Below are 18,108 nucleotides of genomic sequence, written 5' to 3' on the forward strand. Positions count from 1 at the left end.
CCGCGGATCTCGCTGATCCTGCGCAAGGCCTACGGCGGCGCCTACATCGTCATGGACTCCCAGTCCATCGGCGCCGACCTCACCTACGCCTGGCCCTCCAACGAGATCGCCGTCATGGGCGCCGAGGGCGCCGCCAACGTCGTCTTCCGCCGCCAGATCGCCGACGCCGAGGACCCGGTGACGACGCGTCAGCAACTCGTCAAGGAGTACCAGGCCGAGCTGATGCACCCGTACTACGCGGCCGAGCGCGGCCTCGTGGACGACGTCATCGACCCCGCCGAAACCCGCGCCACCCTGATCCACGCCCTCGCCATGCTGCGGACCAAGCACGCCGTCGGACCGGCCCGCAAGCACGGCAACCCCCCGGTGTAACCAGAGGAGTGAGCGTCATGTCCGGCGAGACCGCGTCCGTGCTCGAAGGCCCGCTCGGGCCCGCCCTGTTCCGGGTCATCAGCGGCAGCCCCACCCCGGAGGAACTCGCCGCGATCGCCGTCCTGCTCGGCACCCGCGGCCGGGGCCGGGACGCCTCCGCCGACCCGGCCCCGGCCGCCCGCTGGGAGGCGAGCGGCGTTCTCCCGCCCGCCTCCTGGGCGGCCCGGGGCTAGCGCCACTGGCAGCTTGCTGCCGTCCGCGTTGCGGCCCCGGCCGACGACCTGTAACTCAGAGTGAAGAGGTCGCGGCCGTTCCGGATATGGCGGCGGCCGAGTCGAGGAGGGCAGCCGTGCTTCAGGTGGTGTTCCGGATCCTGGGGCCGCTGGACATCAGCGCCGACGGACGGCCCGTCGCCCTCCAGGGCGCCCGCCAGCGCACCGTGATGTCCATGCTGCTGCTCGCGCCCGGCCGGGTGGTCTCCGTCGACACCCTGGCCGACGCGGTCTGGAACGGCAGCCCGCCGGCCACCGCCCGCAACCAGATCGCCATCTGCGTCTCCGGCCTGCGCAAGACCCTCAAGACCGCCATCGGCATCGACGACCTGATCGTCACCAGTCACCCCGGCTACCTGCTGCACCCCGGCGAACACCGCATCGACGCCGTCGAGTTCGAGGAGCGCGCCGCCGAGGGCCGGGAGGCCGCCCGGCGCGGCCGCACCGAGGAGGCCCGCGCCCACTTCGAGGACGCCCTCGCGATGTGGCGCGGCCCGGCCCTCGCCGGCATCACCGCCGACGCCGTCGAGGCCGAGGCCGCCCGGCTGGCCGAACTGCGCCTGGACGTCCACGAGCAGCTCACCGCGCTGCGCCTGGACCTCGGCGAGCACCGCGAACTCATCGGCGACCTCTCCGCCTTCGTCCGCGAGAACCCGCTGCGCGAGCAGTCCCTCGCCCACCTGATGCTCGCCCACTACCGGGCCGGCCGCCGCGCCGAGGCCTTGGAGGCCTACCGCGACGGCGCCCGGCTGCTCGCCGACGAACTCGGCATCGACCCCGGGCCCGCCCTCCAGGAACTGCACGAGGACATCCTCAACGACGCCCCCGAGCTCACCCTGCCCGCCGCTCCCACGGCAGCCCCGGCGCCGACCGTCCCCGCCCACCTGCCGCCGGTGCCCGCCGCGTTCACCGGCCGCCACCAGGAACTCGCCGCCCTGGACCGGCTGCTGGAGCACCAGGGCGGCGCCTCGCTGCCGGTCGGCTCGATCATCGGCACCGGCGGCGTCGGCAAGACCGCCCTCGCCGTCCACTGGTCCCACCAGGTCGCCGCGCGCTTCCCCGACGGCCAGCTCTTCGCCGACCTGCGCGGCTACGACGAGGAGGAGGAGCCGCGCCGCCCGGCCGCCGTCCTCGACCGCTTCCTGCGCGCCCTCGGCGTGCCCGGCCCGCAGATCCCCGCCGACCCGACCGAGCGCACCGCGCTGTTCCGCAGCGTCCTGTACGACCGCCGGGTGCTGATCGTGCTCGACAACGCCCGCTCCTTCGAGCAGATCCGCCCGCTGCTGCCCGGCAGTTCGAACTGCTGCGTGCTCGTCACCAGCCGCGACAGCCTGAGCAGCCGGCTCGCCGGCGACTACGCGCTCGTCCCGCTGCACCTGGCCTCGCTCGGCGAGGACGAGGCCGTCGCGCTGCTCTCCCGGGTGGCCGGCGCCGACCGCTTCGCCGCCGATCCGGTCGGCGCGGCCCGGCTCAGCGAACTGTGCGACCGGCTCCCGCTCGCCCTGCGGATCGCCGCCGCCCGCCTCGCCGCCAAACCGCACTGGACGGTCCGCACCCTCGTCGCCCGCCTGGAGGACCAGCACCGGCGGCTGGACGAACTCAGCCTGGACGCCCGCGGTGTGCGGGCCGGCTTCCGGCTCAGCTACCGCGACCTGCCGGCCGGTGCCGCCCGGATGTTCCGGCTGCTCGGCTCGCTCAACGTCACCGAGTTCTCCGCCTGGGCCGGCGCCGGCGTGCTCGACATCGACCCGGTCGACGCCGAGGACCTCATCGAGCAGCTCGTCGACGCCCAGCTGCTGGAGCCGCTCAGCGCCAGCGCGGGCCACGTCCGCTACCGCTTCCAGGACCTCCTCCGGCTCTTCGCTCGCGAGTGCGCGCTTGCCGAGGACGGAGAAGGGGACCTGAGGGAGGCCCTGCGACGGGCCTGCGCGGTGTGGCTGGGTCTGGCCAAGGAGGCCCACCGCCGGGTCTACGGCGGGGACTTCACCGTGGTGCCGGGCACCGCGCCGCTGCACCCGCTGCCCGGCCACCTCACCGACGACCTGGTCGGGGAGCCGATGGAGTGGTTCGAGGCCGAGCGGGGCGCGATCAACGGACTGATCCAGCAGGCCGCCCGCGACGACGAGTCCGGCTACGCCTGGGACCTGGTGATGACCACCGTCACCCTCTACCAGAACCGCAACTATCTGGAGGACTGGCGCGAGGGCGCCGAGGCCGCGCTCGTCACCGCCCGCCGCACCGGCGACACCCTTGCCGAGGCGGCGATGCTGCACTCGCTCGGCACGCTGGAGATCGTCCAGTACGAGCACGACAGTGCCTACCGGCGGCTCGGCCTGGCTCTGCGTCTGTTCGAGGAGCAGGGCCAGGACCAGGGCCGCGCCCTGGTCCTGCGCAACCTGGCGCTGTGCGAGCGCCAGCGCGGCGACCTGGACCGGGCCGTGGAGACCGGCCGCCGCTCCCTGGAGATCTTCCGAAGGGGCGGTGACCGCTACGCCGAGGCCCATGTCCTGGGCCTGCTGGCGCAGATCGAGCTGGAGCGCGGGGACGCGCAGTCGAGCCTGGTGCTGTCGTCGGAGGCGGTGGCCCGCAGCCGTGGGCTGGGCACGGTCCGGGGAGAGGCGCAGAGCACCGTCCGGCTGGCGGAGGCGCTGATCCGCGCGGGCGACGGCATCCGGGCCGAGGAGGCCTGCCGGCGTGCGCTGGAGCTGGTACTCGGCAGCGGGGACCGGCGCGGCGAGACGCACGTGCTGAGGGCGCTGGGCGAGGCCCTGTGGTGCCAGGGCCGCGCCGAGGAGGCGGAGCCGGTGCTGCGCAGCGCGCTCCAGGCCGCGGAGGCGGTGCCGGACGCCTTCCTCCAGGCGCGGGCGGGCGCGGTGCTCGGCTGTGTGCAGGCGCTGCGCGGGGACCGCGACGGCGCGGTGGTGATGCTGCGGGCGGCGTCCGGCCTCTTCACGGAGGTCGGCGCGGGTGGCTGGGCGGAGAAGCTCGACCACCTCATGGTGGCGATCGCGGACGGCGGACCGGTCGACTCGGGGCGGCTGTTCGAACTCGTCCAGCCCTGACGCGTCCCGTCCTGACGGGGTCGGCGACCGGCGGGATCAGGTCCACGGGTCGTCCTTCTTCACGGTGTAGCCGACCGGGTGGCCGGCCGGCGCAGCGGCCTGCACCGAGGCCGTCGAGGAGTCCGCCGCGAGCGCGGTGCCCTGGCCCACCGCCACCGTGCCGACCGCGACGAGGAGCACGGCCGCGCTCGCCGCGAGCTTGCCGAGCGGGGCGATCACCGCGGTGTGCGCGGTCTTGCGGGCGGAGAGAAGAGCGCTGTTCACGGTGGCCTCCAGGGCCTCTCGTTCGTCCGCCTGACCCGGTGTCCTGCGGTACGCCATGAACGCTACGGAGGCCGCGTTTTCGGGCGCTTTCAAAGCGCTTTCGATCCGCCGAAATCGATCCGAGAGCGACCCGACAGCCGGATATAACCACAGGTCAATACCGTTTCGCCCAGGTCGGCCCGCGGGCGTCCGCGGGCCTTGGAACGGTTGGGGGCCGGCATGGATTTCACGCTGCTCGGGCCGGTGTCGGCCACGATCGACGGCCGTCCGGTCGACCTCGACGGCGCCAAGCAGCGCACCGCGCTGGCCGCCCTCCTGCTCGCCCGCGGCCGGGTCGTCACCGACGAGCGGCTCACCACCCTGCTGTGGGGCTGGGAGCCGCCCGCGACCAGCACCAACCAGCTCTACACCTACGTCTCCCGGCTGCGCACCCGGCTCGGCGCCGGCCACGGCCTGCACCGCCACGGCGCGGGCTACCGGATGGACACCGCCGACGCCACCGTCGACTGGGACCGCTTCCGCGACCTCGCCGCCGCCGGCCGCGCCGACCTCCAGGCCGCCCGCTACCCCGAGGCCGAACGCCGGCTCACCGACGCGCTCGCGCTCTGGCGCGGCCCGGCCCTCGGCGACGTCACCGAGCACCTGGCCGCCGCCGAGGGCCCCCGGCTGGCGGAGGCCCACCTCGCCGCCGTCGAGCAGCACGCCGAGGCCGCCCTCGCCCTCGGCCGGCACGACGAGCTGCTGCCCGCGCTCACCCGGCACGTCACCGAGCACCCCGTCCGGGAGCGGGCCCGCGCGCAGCTGATGACGGCGCTGTTCCGGGCCGGGCGGCAGGCGGACGCGCTCGCGCAGTACGAGGAGGCGCGTCGGCTGCTCGCCGACGAGCTCGGCATCGACCCCGGCCCCGAACTGCGGGCCCTGCACCAGGAGATCCTCACCGGCACCCTGGCAGGCCCGGCCGCGCCCGAGCGGGCGGCCGCCACCGTCGCCGCCCCCGCCCCCGCCCCGGCGCCGGCCGCCACTGCCCCGTCCACCGCCGCGGCGACCGGAACGCGTCCCGCACTGCTCCCCGCCGCCCCGCGCGACTTCACCGGCCGCGAGCCCGAACTCCGGCTCGTCCTCGACGCGTTGCACGACGGCCTGGACGTCACCGTCACCGGCGCCCCCGGCACCGGCAAGTCCGCCCTCGCCCTGTATGCGGCCGAACGGGCCCGCGACGCCTTCCCCGACGGCCAGCTCCACGCCGACCTGCGCGACACCGACGGCACCCCGCGCACCTCCCGGCAGGTCCTCGGCTGGTTCCTGCGCGCCCTCGGCACCGCCCCCGAGCACATCCCCGACGGCCTCGACGAGCGCGCACAGCAGTACCGCACCCTGCTGGCCGGCCGCCGGATGCTCGTCCTGCTCGACAACGCCGCCGACGACGCCCAGGTCCGCCCGCTGCTCCCCGGCGGCGGTGCCACCCGCACCCTGGTCACCGGACTGCGCCCGGACCTCGCCGCCCTGGAGGGCGCCCGGCTGGTCCGGCTCGGCCCGATGAGCCCCGCCGAGGCCACCCGCCTGCTCGCCTCGATCGCCGGCGCCGAGCGCCTCGCCGCCGACCCGGAGTCCACCGCCCGGATCGCCGAGTACTGCGACCGTCTCCCGCTCGCCCTGCGGATCGCCGCCGCCCGCCTCGCCGACCGCCCGCACTGGCGCCCGGCCCGGCTCGCCGACCGGCTGGCCCCCGCCGACCGCCGGCTCGGTGAACTGCGCATCGGCAGCCTGGACATCACCACCGCGCTGCGCCCCGCCCTGGCCGCCCTCGACGCCCCGGCCGCGCACGCCCTCGCCGTCCTGGCCGCCGCCGGCCTCGCCGTCCTCACCACGGCGGACGCGGCGGCCCTGCTCGATCTCCCCCTCGACGACGCCGAGGACGTCCTGGAGCGGCTCTTTGACGCCCGGCTCCTGGAGCCGTGCCCCGGCGCCGACCGGCTCGCGCGCTACCGGATGCCCGCCCTCGTCGGCCTGCTCGGCCGCTCCGCCGTCCTGGCGGCCTGACCCGCGGCTTCCGCCCCGGGGCCAGGCCGCCGGCCCGCCCTCACCCGCACCCACCGGCGTGGCCCTCGTCCAGCCCGTACGTCGCGATGTACCCGTTCTCCGCGGTGCCCGGCACGGCCAGCTCGCTCAGCGCGTCGACGTAGTCCGCCAGCAGCTCGGCCCAGGGCGTCCCGCCGTCCCGCAGCAGCAGGTCCTGGTCCAGTGCCGCGCTGCGCTCGATCTCGGCCAGGACATCCAGCGGGTGCTCGACCTTGACTTCCTCGAACATCGTTCCTCATTCCGTTCCGTCGGTGGCGCCGGGCCGTCCCCGGCCCCGCACCAACAGACTGGAACCGGCGCCTGTACCCGCCCTCCGCTCCGCCTTGCACCGGCGGTACAGACCGCCGATAGGCCCGCCATACACGGCCGTTCGACCCTCCCCCCATGACCATCGACGCCCGACCGACCGCCCCCGTCGACCGCATCGTCATCGCGGGCGGCACGCTCACCGCCTGGATCGCCGCTGCCCGGCTGGCCTCCGCCTTCCGGGACACGGTCCGCGTGACGGTCGTCGAGACCGCCGAACGCCCCACCGCCCAGGTCACCGCGCTCGCACCGACCTTCCAGCGCGACCTGTTCGACCGGCTCGGCACCCCCGACAGCGTCTGGCTGCGCGCCTGCTCCGCCTCCTTCAACGCGGCCACCCGGTACCGGGGTTGGCGCCCCGACCCGGTCTACCTGCCCAACCCCGGCGGCAGCCCGAGCTGCGAGGGGTTCCCGCTCACCGACTTCTGGCAGCTGCGCCGCAGCACCGGCCACACCCTGGAACCCGTCGACCGCGCGTGCTTCGTCACCCCGCCGCTGCTCGACGCCCGGAAGTCACCGCGCTGGCTCGACGGCCGCACCGCCTTCCCCCACGGCTGGCACGCGGACACCGCGATGCTCACCCACTTCCTCCGCCGCACCGCCGTCCAGACCTGCGGGGTACGGCTGCACAGCGCCGAGGTCCTCGGCGCCGAGCGCGACGCGGCGGGCATGGTCACCGCCCTGCACACCACCCGCGGCCGCGAGGAGGCCGACCTCTTCCTCGACTGCACCGGCCGCGCGGCCCGCCTGCTCACCGGCATCCTCGGCGAACCCTTCCGCCCCGCGGGCGACCACCCCACCGACAGCCTCGCCACCGTCACCCTCCCCCACGACAGCGCCCGCCACGGCGTCGAGCCCTACACCACCGTCACCACCCGCCCCGAGGGCCACACCTGGCACCGCCCCCTCCTCGGCCGCCGGACCACCGGCCTCGCCTACGCCGGCAGCCGCACCACCGCCACCGAGGCCGAACGGCTCCTCGGCGCCCCCGCCGGCGCCGTCGTCACCCACACCGCCGCCCCGGCCGGGCGGCTGCGCCGCAGCTGGGTCGGCAACTGCCTGGCCCTCGGCACCGCCGCCGCCTGCGCCGACCCCCTCGACGAGGACCACGCCGACACCCTCGTCCTGCTCGACCAGCTGGTGCGCGACCTCCCGTCCCGCGACGGCCGCGAAACCCCGGCCGCCCGCTTCGACGCCACCGCCGCCGCCCTGCACGAGCAGGCCCTCGACCTCGCCCGGCTCCGCCGGCTCACTTCCCCCTACGCACCGCCCACGCCGCCCCCGGACCACCTGCGCCCCGTCCTCGACGCCCACGCGGCCGGCCTCGCCCCCACTCCCGACGAACTCCCCCTGCGCGCCCTGCTGACCACCCTCACCCCGCACACCGCCACCGCGCCCCCGTCCCTCGCCCACCACCCCCACGCCATCCGCACCGCCGACGACACCTTCACCCGCATCAAGCGGCACCAGCGCACCCTGCTGGAAACCCTCCCCGACACCCACACCTACCTGACCACCCGACAGTCCCTCCCCACCCCCGCCCTCACCTGACCCCGATCTCCCTTCCCTCCCCCTCAATCCCCGCACCCCGCAAGGGGCACGGGGGGGCACTCCCGGTCGAAGCCCGGGGAAGGAACGGCCCGCAGCGGATGCCCACAATCCGCACCCAATCCCCCCACGGCCCTCACCCCCATTCCGCGCCCCTCCCCCCGCCTCCCCTCAATCCCCGCGCCCTGCAAGGGGCGTGGGGATCCGCGCGCTCCCGACTCCCCCCGGCGCCCCTCCCCTTCCGCGTACCGACAGGGTGTGCTTCGGCTGGATGCATGCTTTATGTTGCACAGGCAAGACACGGGGGAGACGGCGGGCGGCGAATGGCACGGGACTACGACAGTCAGCTGCTGGAGTCGGTGGCGGTGCGTCGGCGCAGGATGCGCGACGCGCTGCTGTTCGGCGCGCAGCGGGTGCGGCGGACGGCCGACGAGCGGCTCGGGAAGGTGTTCGCGGGGATCGCGATCGCGGCCGTGCTGTGCGCCGGCTGCGTCGGCTGGTCGTTCCTGCAGACGACGCTGGCCAAGCAGAAGGCCGACCAGCAGAAACAGCAACAGCAGCAACAGCAGTTCCAGATGCCCCACGACACGGCGGAACCGTCGCGGTCGCCCATGCCGTCGGCGCCCCAGCCGGTGTCCCCGTCCGCGGTCCCGAAGGCGGCCCCGCCGACGACGCCGGACACGTCGGCAGCCCCGGTGAAGGCCGGGACGAAGTCCCCCGAACCGGCCCATTCGTAGAAACATCGGCCCGAGAGGTCGCAAAGGTCGCGATGATAGGTTCCCGCAAGTGGTGAGCACAGCAACGACTTCCCCGGCCCGTCTCAGCAGGGTGACCCTGATCGGGGAGCGGCGCCGGGCCGACGTGGTCCTGCCCTCCGACACCCCGATCGGCCAGTTGCTCCCGGACGTCCTGCAGCTGCTCGACGACCAGGCCGCGTCCCGGCCGATGACCCGTCAACTGGTGACCTCGGACGGTTCCGCGCTGCCGCACGACAGCACCCTGGACACCGCGGGCGTGGCCGACGGCGCCGTCCTGCGCCTGGTCCGCACGCACTCCGCCCCGCCCGCCCCGGTCGTGCACGACGTCGTCGACCTGGTCGCCGACGACCTGGACCTCCAGGCCTGGCGCTGGCGTCCGGCCGCGCGCCGGGGCAGCGCCGGGGTCGCGACGGTGGCGTTCGCGGTGACGGCCGCCGTGCTGGCGCGGCACGAGTTCCCGCTGGCCTCGCTGGCCGGCGGGCTGCTCGCGGTCGCCGTGGTGCTGCTGGCCGCGGGCGCGCTGGTCTCCCGGATCGGGCAGGGCAACCGGGGTCTGGCCACGGCGCTGCTGCTGGCCTCGGGCGGGCTCGGCATCCTCGGCGCGTGGAGCGCCGCCGACGCGTACCACTGGGGGCCGCCGGTGCGGCTGGCCGCGGTCGCGGGTGCGCTGATCGTGTCGATCGTCATGCTCGGCTTCTTCTCCCCGCTCGGCCGGGGCGGCCTGATCGGTGCCGGCGCCCTCACCGTGATCACCGCGGTGTGGGAGGCGGCGGCCGCCGTCCAGACCGAACCGGCCCGGGTGGGCGCCCTGATGGCGCTGTTCTCGGTGGTGCTGCTCGGCGTCCTGCCGCGGCTCGCCCTGATGGCCTCGGGTCTGACGGCGCTGGACGACCGCCGCTCCGCGGGCGCGTCGGTGAGCCGGCACGGGGTCGGCACGGCCCTGGCCGCGACGCACCGGGGCCTCGCGCTGGCCACGGTCGCGACGGCCGCCTCGGCCGCCGCCGCGGGCTGGCTGCTGACGCTGGCCGCGAAGCCCACGGCGTGGACGGCGGTGCTACCGTCGCTGGTCGCCGTGGTGCTGCTGTCCCGGGCGCGGGCGTTCCCGCTGGTCGCCGAGGTCGTGGCGCTGCTGGCCGCGGCCGCGGTGCTCGTGGTGCGCCTGGTGGTGCTGTGGATCGGGCACGGCGGCGGTGCCGGGGCGCTGGCCGTCCTGTGCGTCGCGGCGGTGCTCCCACTGGTCGCGCTGGCGGTGCAGCCGCCGGAGCACACCCAGGTGCGGCTGCGGCGGGTGGCCGACCTGGTGGAGTCGATCGGCATGGTGGGGCTGTTCCCGCTGGCCGTCGGGGTGTTCGGGGTGTACGGACAGCTGCTCGCCAAGTTCTGAGGGGCAGCAGGGTCGAATCTGGAGGGGCAGAGGGAGTCATGTCGAACGGGGAGAACTGGCAGGGCGAGGTCCTGCGCGATCTGCGGGCCCAGCTCGACGGCTCCGCGTGGGGCCCACCGCCCGCCGACGCGGCCGAGCCGTCGCTCGCCGCCCCGCCGCAGGACCAGGTCCCGCCGCAGGACCAGCAGCCGTACCAGCCGCCGCAGGCCCAGCAGCCGCACCTGCCACCGCGGGCCCAGCAGCCGCAGGTGACGGCCCAGCGGACGCCGGACTCCCGGCCCACCGTCGACCGCAACCTGGCCGCGCTCGGCCGCAAGCCGCGCGGCGGCGAGCCCTTCGCCGCCAGGGCCGCGCACTCGGTGTGGAAGAACGTCTCCTCCTCCGCCTCCCGCGAGGTCGCCGAGGTCACGAGGATCGCCGAGAGCCTCCAGCAGCCGGTGACGACCGGCCGCCAGATCGCCGTCACCTCGATCCGCGGCGGCGCGGGCAAGTCGACGGTCGCGGCCCTGCTCGGCACCACCTACGCCCACTACCGCCAGGACCCGGTCCTGTTCGTCGAGGCCGACACGGCGCTCGGCTCGCTGCCGATCCGGCTCGGCACCGAGACGCTGCGCTGGACGGCCAGCGACCTCGCCGAGATCGTCAAGCCGCAGATGTCCCTGCTCGACATCACCGGCTACCTGGTCCAACTGCAGAACAACTCCTGGCTGCTGCCGGGCAGTCAGGGCCAGATCGGCGCGATGCTCGACGCCCGCGGCTACCAGCGCGTCATGGTCGCGATGCGCCGCTACTTCGGCGTCACCGTCGTCGACTGCCAGACCCTGCCGGCCGAGGTCGCCCGCGTCGCGCTCTCCGCCGCCCAGGCCCGGGTCATCACCACCCCGGCCACGCTCGACGGCATCGCCAGCACCCACGCCGTCCTCCAGTGGATGCGCGCCCTGCCCCCGCACGTCATCGCCGGAACGGTCGTCGTCGTCACCGAACTGACCCCGCACTCGGGCGTCGACGTCGAGGCGGCCGTGCGCACCCTGCGCTCCACCGGGACGACCGTCCACGTGCTCCCGTACGACCGCCACCTCGCGGCCGGCGGCGTCATCCGCACCGACCTGCTCGCCCGCGCCACCCGGAGCACCGCCACCCGGCTCGCCGCGGACGTCTTCCAGCTCTCCCAGAAGCGCCACTGACGATGAGTACCCGACTGATCCACCGCCCGGCCCGGACGGTGCGCCCGCCGGCCGCCCCCGAGGCCCGCACCATCGAGGCCCCGCCCAACCTGCCCGAGGGCAAGGCGGGCAACATCGCGATGTCGCTGCTGCCGATGGCCGGCGTCATGTCCTCCGTCGTCATGATGACGGTCGTCCGCAACAGCCAGTTCGCCGGGCTCGGCGCGATCATCCTGCTGGTCACCGTCATGGGCTCGGTCGGCCTGCTCTTCTCCCAGCGCGGCAAGGCCCAGCGCACCCGCCGCACCCAGCGCGAGGCCTACCTCGCGTACCTGGAGGACCTGCGCGAGGAACTCGCCACCGAGGAGCGCGCCCGCGGCGACCACGCCGACGTGCTCAACCCGCCGCCCGGCGCCCTGTACGACATCGTGCGCGACCCGGCCCGGCTGTGGGAGCGCCGCCGTGTCGACGGCGACTTCCTGCGGGTCCGCGTCGGCACCGGCGAGATGCCCGTGCGCGACCTGCGGATCGCCCAGCAGAGCTCCTCCGCGCTGACCCCGCCCGACCGCTTCATGCTCAACGAGGCCTCGGCGCTGACCGCCCGCTTCCGCACCGGCACCGAGCTCCCGCTCACCGTCCCGCTCGACCGCGTCGGCGACGTCAGCGTCATCGGCCCGCGCGAGGACTGCCTGCGGGTCGCCCGCGCCCTGCTCGCGCAGACCGCCGCCCTGCACGCGCCCGACGACGTCGCCGTCGCGCTGGCCGTGCCCGGCGAGCGGCTCGCCGACTGGGAGTGGGCCAAGTGGCTCCCGCACCTGCTCGACCCCGACCAGTACGACGGCCCGGTCGCCGCCCGCCGCATCGCCCCGTCGATGGCGCAGCTGGCCCGCCAGCTCGGGCCCGAGCTGCGCCGCCGCGCCTCCTACGCGGCCGAGGTGCGCCGCGGCCTGTCCGGCGCGGACGCGCTGTCGATGACCTCCCGGCTGCTGGTCGTGGCCGACGGGCACGGCGAGGACGCCGTCGACCTGCCGCGCCCGGACGACGCGGTCGGCCTGCGCGAGATGGGCGTCACCGTCCTGCACCTGCTGGAGCGGCGGGTCCAGGAGCCCGGCCAGGTCGGCGTGCGGATCACCGTCGAGGGCGACCAGGTGCTCATCGAGGACCTCCGCCAGGAGCAGCCGATCAGCGCCCACGGCACCGTGGACGAGGTCGGCACCGCCTTCGCCGAGGGCCTGGCCCGGATGGTCGCCCCGCTGCGGCTGTCCGCCGAGTCGCTCGGCGACGCCCCGCTGAGCGGGCCGGTCGAGTTCGCGGGCCTGCTCGGCATCGAGGACGTCGCCCGGCTGGACCTCGCCCGGATGTGGGCGCCGCGCGGCGAACGCGCCTTCCTGCGGGTGCCGATCGGCATCAGCGACAGCCACGAGCCGGTGCTGCTCGACCTCAAGGAGTCCTCCGAACTGGGCATGGGCCCGCACGGCCTGTGCGTCGGTGCCACCGGCTCCGGCAAGTCCGAGCTGCTGCGCAGCCTGGTGCTCGCCCTGGTGGCCACGCACCCGCCGGAGGACCTCTCGCTCGTCCTGGTCGACTACAAGGGCGGTGCGACCTTCGCCCCGTTCGCGAACCTGCCGCACGTGGCCGGCGTGATCACCAACCTGGAGAACCAGGCCGGTCTGGTCGAGCGCGTGCACGCCTCGCTCGCGGGCGAGGTCAAGCGCCGCCAGCAGGTCCTCAAGGACGCCGGGAACGTCGCCGACATCGGCTCCTACGCCGCCCTGCGGGCCGAGCGCCGGCCCGACCTGGAGCCGCTGCCGCACCTGTTCGTCGTCATCGACGAGTTCGGCGAACTCCTCACCGCCAAGCCGGACTTCATCGACCTGTTCCTGTCCATCGGCCGGATCGGCCGCTCCATCGGCGTGCACCTGCTGCTCTCCAGCCAGCGCATCGAGGGCGGCAGCCTGCGCGGCCTGGACACCTACCTGTCCTACCGGCTCGGCCTGCGCACCTTCTCCGCCGACGAGTCCCGGACGGTCCTCGACACCACCGACGCCTTCCACCTCCCGCCGCTGCCCGGCTTCGGCTACCTCAAGGTCGACACCAGCCACTACGAGCGGTTCAAGGCCAGCTACGTCTCCGGCGCCTACCGCGGCCCGGTCCAGCGCGAGGACGAGGACGCCGGCCCGCTCGCCCTGGAGTACGGGGCCTTCAACACCCCGGCCAGGGCCGAGGGCCAGGACGGCCCGGAACCGGCCGCCCGCCGCCGCACCACCGGCCCGACCGAACTCGGCGTCGTCGTCGGGCAGCTGGAGAACGCCGCGGCCCCGGTCCGGCGGATCTGGCTGCCGCCGCTGCCCTCCGCGATCGCGCTGGACACCGTCGCCGGCCCGCTCGACGTCGGCCCGCGCGGCATGCAGCTCACCGGCCGGCGCGGCCGCCTCCAGGTCCCGCTCGGCCTGCTCGACGACCCCACCCGGCAGTGGCAGGGCAACTGGTTCCTGGACCTGACCGTCGCCGGCGGCCACGTCGCCTTCATCGGCGGCCCGCAGTCCGGCAAGACCACCCTGCTGCGCACCCTGGTGCTGTCGCTCGCGCTCACCCACACCCCGCAGGAGGTCGGCGTCTACGGCCTCGACCTGGTCGGCGGCGGCCTCCAGGCGCTGGCCGGCCTGCCGCACGTCGGCGGCATCGCGGGCCGCGCCGACCGCGAGCGCGCGGCCCGCACGGTCGAGGAGGTCCGGGCCATGCTCACCGCCCGCGAGGACCTGTTCCGCGACCACAACATCGACTCCGTCGAGCAGCTGCGCACCCTGCACGCCGCGGGCCGGCTGCCGGAGCTCGCCTCGGCCGAGATCGTCCTGGTCATCGACGGCTTCGGCGCGCTGCGCGACGACTTCGAGGAGCTGGACGACGCGGTCGTCGACATCCTCAAGCGCGGCGGTGGCTACGGCATCCACGTCGTGGCGGGCATGCTCCGCTGGAACGACGTCCGGATCGCCGCCCAGTCGAACTTCGGCACCCGGGTCGAGCTGCGCCTCAACGACCCGACCGAGTCCAGCATCGAGCGCAAGCTCGCCGAGACCCTCTCCCCCGACGAGCCCGGCCGCGTCCTGACCGACGGGCGGCTGTTCGCCCAGGTCGCGCTGCCCCGCATCGACGGCCTCGCCGACAACGGCGAGCTCGGCACCGTCCTGGAGCAGACCGCCCGGACCGTCCGCGCCACCTGGACCGGTGAGGTCGCCCAGCCGGTCCGCGTGCTGCCGCACGTCCTGGAGCCGCACCTGCTGCCCGGCCCGGTCGCCGAGCCGAAGCGGGTGCCGATCGGCCTGGACCAGTCGGCGCTCGCGCCCGTCCTGCTCGACCTGTTCCACCACGACCAGCACCTGCTGGTGATGGGCGACAGCGAGTGCGGCAAGTCCAACCTGCTGAAGACCATCGCCGCCGGGCTGATCGAGCGGCACGGCGACGACGAGATCGTGTTCGCCGTCATGGACCCGCGCCGCAGCCTGCGCGGCGTGATCCCCGAGGAGTACAACGGCGGTTACGCGTACAACGCCCGGATGTGCGCGGGCCTCGCCGCCGCCGTCTCCAACGAGCTGGAGCAGCGCCTGCCCGACGAGAACGCGCCGCTGGACGACCTGGAGCCGGGCCACTGGCGCGGCGGCGGCCCGCGGATCGTGGTGCTGGTCGACGACTACGACGTCCTCACCACGGCCGGCCAGAACCCGCTCGCGCCGTTCCTGCCCTACCTGCCCTCCGCGGCGGACATCGGCCTGCACTTCGTCGTGACCCGCCGCGTCGCGGGCGCCTCGCGCGGCATGTACGAGCCGCTCGTCCAGGGCCTGCGCGAGTCCGGTGCCTCGGCGCTGGTGATGACCGGCGACCGCGGCGAGGGGCAGCTGTTCCCCGGCGTGTACGCCGCGCAGCAGCCCGCCGGGCGCGGCGTCCTCGTCCGCCGGGGGCAGCCGAACCGCCTGGTCCAGACCGTGTACACGCCCGAGTAACCGAAGGACTCGACGACATGACCAAGGACGTCATAGCCCTCACCCCGCGGATGCCGGACGCCTGGACGGTGCTCGCCGGCCTGCTCTCCGGCGGCCCCGACAAGCTCCTGGACACGACGGGCGAGGGCGCGGTCGTCCAGCTCCTCGACGAACAGGCCCGGCCGCTGGTCTCGGTCGAGGCGCCGCTGCTGGTGCAGGTCCCGGGGGAGGCCGAGCGGCTGCTGGGCGCGACCCCGCCGCGCGTGCCGTACTGGTGGACCGAGGCCCGCGCCACCACCGGCGTGCCCGACGCCGAGAAGCTCGCCGGCACCTTCGCGGCCCGCGTCGCCCACCTCGCCGACGGCACGGCGTGGCCGCGGGAGGCGACGCGCTCGCTGGCCGTCGTCGAGACCGCCGGGATCACCGCCGCACCCACCCCGGCCGCCGCGCAGCCGGCCGTCGACGTGCTGACCGAGAAGGTCGCCGTGGTCATCATGGACCGCCCGGTGGTCGCCATGACGGCCTGGCTCTCCGACGCCTTCCGGGCCGCCGCCGCGTCCAACCGCGGCCTGCAGATCGTCAGCCCGGCCGGCACCACGCTCTCCCCCGCCGTGCGCGGCAACCTGCCCGGCTGGCCGTCCCGCTGGGTCGTGCAGGACGAGCGGGACGGCTACTACGACGGCCTCACCGGCGCCGTGCTGCGCTGGCAGGAGGGCATGTTCGCCACCGTCGTGAACCCGGAGGGCACGGAGGACGACCCGCGCACCCCGGTCGCGGCCTCCTACCAGGAGGTATCGCCCACCGGCGACCGGCAGTTGGCCATCACCTTCCGCACCGAGCACCCCGCCGACGAGCGGCTCGTCCTGGGCGGCGCCCTGGAGACCGTCTGGCGCGAGCTGACCGGCGAGCCGCCGGCCGGCTGGGGCAGCGCCGAACCCGCCAACCTGCCCTGGTCCCCGGGCCGCCTCACCGACCTCGCGTACTCCCGGGCGCCCGAGCCCACCTGGTTCGTCGTCGTCGGCAGCCCCGAACGCCCCGGCCTGGCCGCGCTGAAGGTCACCCGCACCAGGTCCGGCGTCGAGGAGGCGGTGACCCTCGCCTTCGGCTACGGGCCCGACGAGGAGCCGCCGCTGGACGCCCTGCCGCGGATGGCCGAGGCGCTGGCGACCCGGCACCGGCTCAAGTCGATGCTGCTCCAACTGCGCCGCGCCCGCCGCGACCTGGCGGTGCCGGCGTACTTCGAGGGCCCCGGCGTGCCGCTGGCCTTCGTGCTCGGCGCGGAGGAGGTCCGGGCGATGCCGGACGACCGCGCCCGGCGGACGCCGCTGTCGGAGGAGCCTGTCAGACTGGGTCCGAAGGCCCGGCCGGCCTACTACTACCCGATGCCCGGGGATCCCTCGGACCTCTCGGGGTGGGCGGAATTCGAGCGTCTGATGCGGCATTTGAAGGGCGAGTGAAGGCCGTGGCGGCGATCGGCGGCGACGCACCTGGCGGCGTGTCATACGTTGGTCACAACCAGGGTGCCGGGCCTTGCGGCCGGGATATAGGTCGATAGAAATGGACATACCTACGATTCGTCGAGCGGCGATTCGTCGAGCGGACGGGGGAGCGGTATGAAGTTCGACATGGGGACGCAGGCGCTGCAGACGCTGATGTCGGGGTCGAAGACCTCGAACTCGGATCTGGGTGCGCTGGTCAAGCAGCTCGTGGCGGCGGCGGAGCCGCTGGAGGGCAAGTTCAACGGCCAGGGCAAGGCCATGTTCGACGGTTTCAAGTCCCGGGCGGACGAGATCGCGAACGCGCTGAACTCGTCGCTGTCGGCGATCCTGGGCGGTCAGTCGGGCATGGAGCAGGCGTTCGGCCAGGGTGACCAGGAGCAGGGCCGGAACGCGAAGACGAACATGACGTCGGCGCGCTTCGACGCGGCGCGGTTCGGCGCCCGCTGACCGGAGCCGGTCGGCTCTTTCTCCTGCAGGACTCGCAGGACTCGCAGGACATTCAGGACTTCAACGGGGAGTGTGATCTGTCATGGCCGGTGGCGGGGGTTCGGACCGTCGTTCCTACGACCACGGTGCTTCGTCGGAGGCGCAGCGCAACATCCAGGCGGTGATCGGCCAGCTGGAGCAGGTGATGGCCGCGCGTGACGCGCAGGTGAAGGCCGTCATGGGCGACTTCCAGGCTGACGGCGTGTCGGAGGAGTACCACGCCAAGGAGACGCGCTGGAAGAACGCCTCCCAGGAGGTGCGCAACATCATCGCGCTGCTGCGCAAGACGCTGGAGCAGAACGACGGCACCGCGCAGCAGACGCTGGCGCGCGCCAAGTCCGCAGTCGACAACATCGGCTGACACGGATCGTCCACCAGGTACGGATAGGCACGGACAACGGGGGAGCTCGACATGGCGGGTGACTGGGATATCCAGCCGCAGGGTGTCCAGGGTCAGTTGAAGATCGTCGGCGGGCACGCCGGCGATCTGTCGACGGCCCTGAACGACCTGGTGACGAACATGCAGAAGGCGGCGCAGGCCGCCGGTACGGCGGTGCCGGGTTCGCATGCGACGGTCGAGATCCAGGGCCCGGTGCCGGTGGGCGCGCCCTCGTTGTCGCACAAGGCGATGGGCCCCGTCGCGGCGGCCCTGTCGCAGTACCTGGAAGGCCGGCAGGCCGAGTTGAAGTCGATGTCGGAGCGCATCGAGGCGTGTCTGACCGGCACGGTCAAGGCCGTGAACGAGTACATCGCCGGTGACCTGGCCGCCGCGAAGAACGCCCAGGACGCGGCGAAGTCCGTGGACCTGAAGGCGCTCGGCATCCAGCCGGAGGACAAGAGCAAGTGAGCGACGAGAACCCGGTGAACCCGGCCGAGGTGCCGGTCTTCACGGGCAATCTGGAGGAACTGGACGCGAAGGTGAAGCTGATCTCGTCGGG

The 18,108-nt window shown here is 74.5% G+C and carries 15 protein-coding genes; 13 read left to right on the top strand and 2 right to left on the bottom strand.

The window, feature by feature from the left end; translation table 11 throughout:
• The 3 genes from ACWCXH_RS37835 to ACWCXH_RS37845 all read left to right on the top strand — a co-directional run.
• Positions 1-372 (top strand): carboxyl transferase domain-containing protein (locus ACWCXH_RS37835; protein ID WP_449806041.1); only part of this gene is annotated, 372 nt, incomplete at its 5' end.
• A 17-nt stretch (positions 373-389) separates the two neighbouring features.
• Positions 390-605 carry an acyl-CoA carboxylase epsilon subunit gene (locus ACWCXH_RS37840; RefSeq protein ID WP_449806042.1) on the top strand — a complete coding sequence of 72 codons (216 nt, stop codon included), beginning with the start codon at positions 390-392 and terminating at the stop codon, positions 603-605.
• Positions 606-721: 116 nt separating this feature from the next.
• Complete coding sequence (locus ACWCXH_RS37845; RefSeq protein WP_449806043.1) at positions 722-3,706, top strand: BTAD domain-containing putative transcriptional regulator; 2,985 nt, start codon at positions 722-724, stop codon at positions 3,704-3,706.
• Between the two features lie 36 nt (positions 3,707-3,742).
• Here ACWCXH_RS37845 and ACWCXH_RS37850 read toward each other — a convergent pair whose 3' ends face one another.
• Complete coding sequence (locus ACWCXH_RS37850; protein WP_449806044.1) at positions 3,743-3,970, bottom strand: hypothetical protein; 228 nt, start codon at positions 3,968-3,970, stop codon at positions 3,743-3,745.
• A 219-nt stretch (positions 3,971-4,189) separates the two neighbouring features.
• Between ACWCXH_RS37850 and ACWCXH_RS37855 the strand changes: the two genes are divergently transcribed.
• On the top strand, positions 4,190-6,010 hold the full coding sequence (locus ACWCXH_RS37855) for a BTAD domain-containing putative transcriptional regulator (RefSeq protein ID WP_449806045.1): 1,821 nt from the start codon (positions 4,190-4,192) through the stop codon (positions 6,008-6,010).
• A 40-nt stretch (positions 6,011-6,050) separates the two neighbouring features.
• Here ACWCXH_RS37855 and ACWCXH_RS37860 read toward each other — a convergent pair whose 3' ends face one another.
• On the bottom strand, positions 6,051-6,278 hold the full coding sequence (locus ACWCXH_RS37860) for a DUF6269 family protein (RefSeq protein ID WP_449806046.1): 228 nt from the start codon (positions 6,276-6,278) through the stop codon (positions 6,051-6,053).
• Between the two features lie 155 nt (positions 6,279-6,433).
• Here ACWCXH_RS37860 and ACWCXH_RS37865 point away from each other — a divergent pair, with 155 nt between their 5' ends.
• From ACWCXH_RS37865 to ACWCXH_RS37905, 9 genes are all read left to right on the top strand, one after another.
• Entirely contained in the window at positions 6,434-7,906 is a 1,473-nt protein-coding gene (locus ACWCXH_RS37865; protein WP_449806047.1) for an FAD-dependent oxidoreductase, read from the top strand.
• Positions 7,907-8,226: 320 nt separating this feature from the next.
• On the top strand, positions 8,227-8,640 hold the full coding sequence (locus ACWCXH_RS37870; RefSeq protein WP_449806048.1) for a hypothetical protein: 414 nt from the start codon (positions 8,227-8,229) through the stop codon (positions 8,638-8,640).
• Between the two features lie 49 nt (positions 8,641-8,689).
• Positions 8,690-10,045, top strand: a complete 1,356-nt coding sequence (gene eccD / locus ACWCXH_RS37875) for a type VII secretion integral membrane protein EccD (protein WP_449806049.1) — start codon at positions 8,690-8,692, stop codon at positions 10,043-10,045.
• A 38-nt stretch (positions 10,046-10,083) separates the two neighbouring features.
• Entirely contained in the window at positions 10,084-11,229 is a 1,146-nt protein-coding gene (locus tag ACWCXH_RS37880) for a MinD/ParA family protein (protein WP_449806050.1), read from the top strand.
• A gap of 2 nt (positions 11,230-11,231) precedes the next feature.
• Positions 11,232-15,206 (top strand): type VII secretion protein EccCa, encoded by a 3,975-nt coding sequence (gene eccCa / locus ACWCXH_RS37885; protein WP_449806051.1) that lies wholly within the window; start codon positions 11,232-11,234, stop codon positions 15,204-15,206.
• A 17-nt stretch (positions 15,207-15,223) separates the two neighbouring features.
• Positions 15,224-16,642: a DUF6177 family protein gene (locus tag ACWCXH_RS37890; protein ID WP_449806052.1), complete on the top strand. Its 1,419-nt coding sequence runs from the start codon at positions 15,224-15,226 to the stop codon at positions 16,640-16,642.
• 156 nt (positions 16,643-16,798) lie between these two features.
• The gene (locus tag ACWCXH_RS37895; RefSeq protein WP_449806053.1) at positions 16,799-17,131 is read left to right on the top strand and encodes a hypothetical protein; all 333 of its coding nucleotides are present in this window, start codon (positions 16,799-16,801) and stop codon (positions 17,129-17,131) included.
• Positions 17,132-17,213: 82 nt separating this feature from the next.
• On the top strand, positions 17,214-17,531 hold the full coding sequence (locus ACWCXH_RS37900) for a pore-forming ESAT-6 family protein (RefSeq protein ID WP_449806054.1): 318 nt from the start codon (positions 17,214-17,216) through the stop codon (positions 17,529-17,531).
• Between the two features lie 51 nt (positions 17,532-17,582).
• Positions 17,583-18,017: a DUF6507 family protein gene (locus ACWCXH_RS37905; RefSeq protein WP_449806055.1), complete on the top strand. Its 435-nt coding sequence runs from the start codon at positions 17,583-17,585 to the stop codon at positions 18,015-18,017.
• The last annotated feature ends 91 nt before the right edge of the window (positions 18,018-18,108 follow it).

The sequence above is a fragment of the Kitasatospora sp. NPDC001660 genome (genome assembly GCF_053596725.1).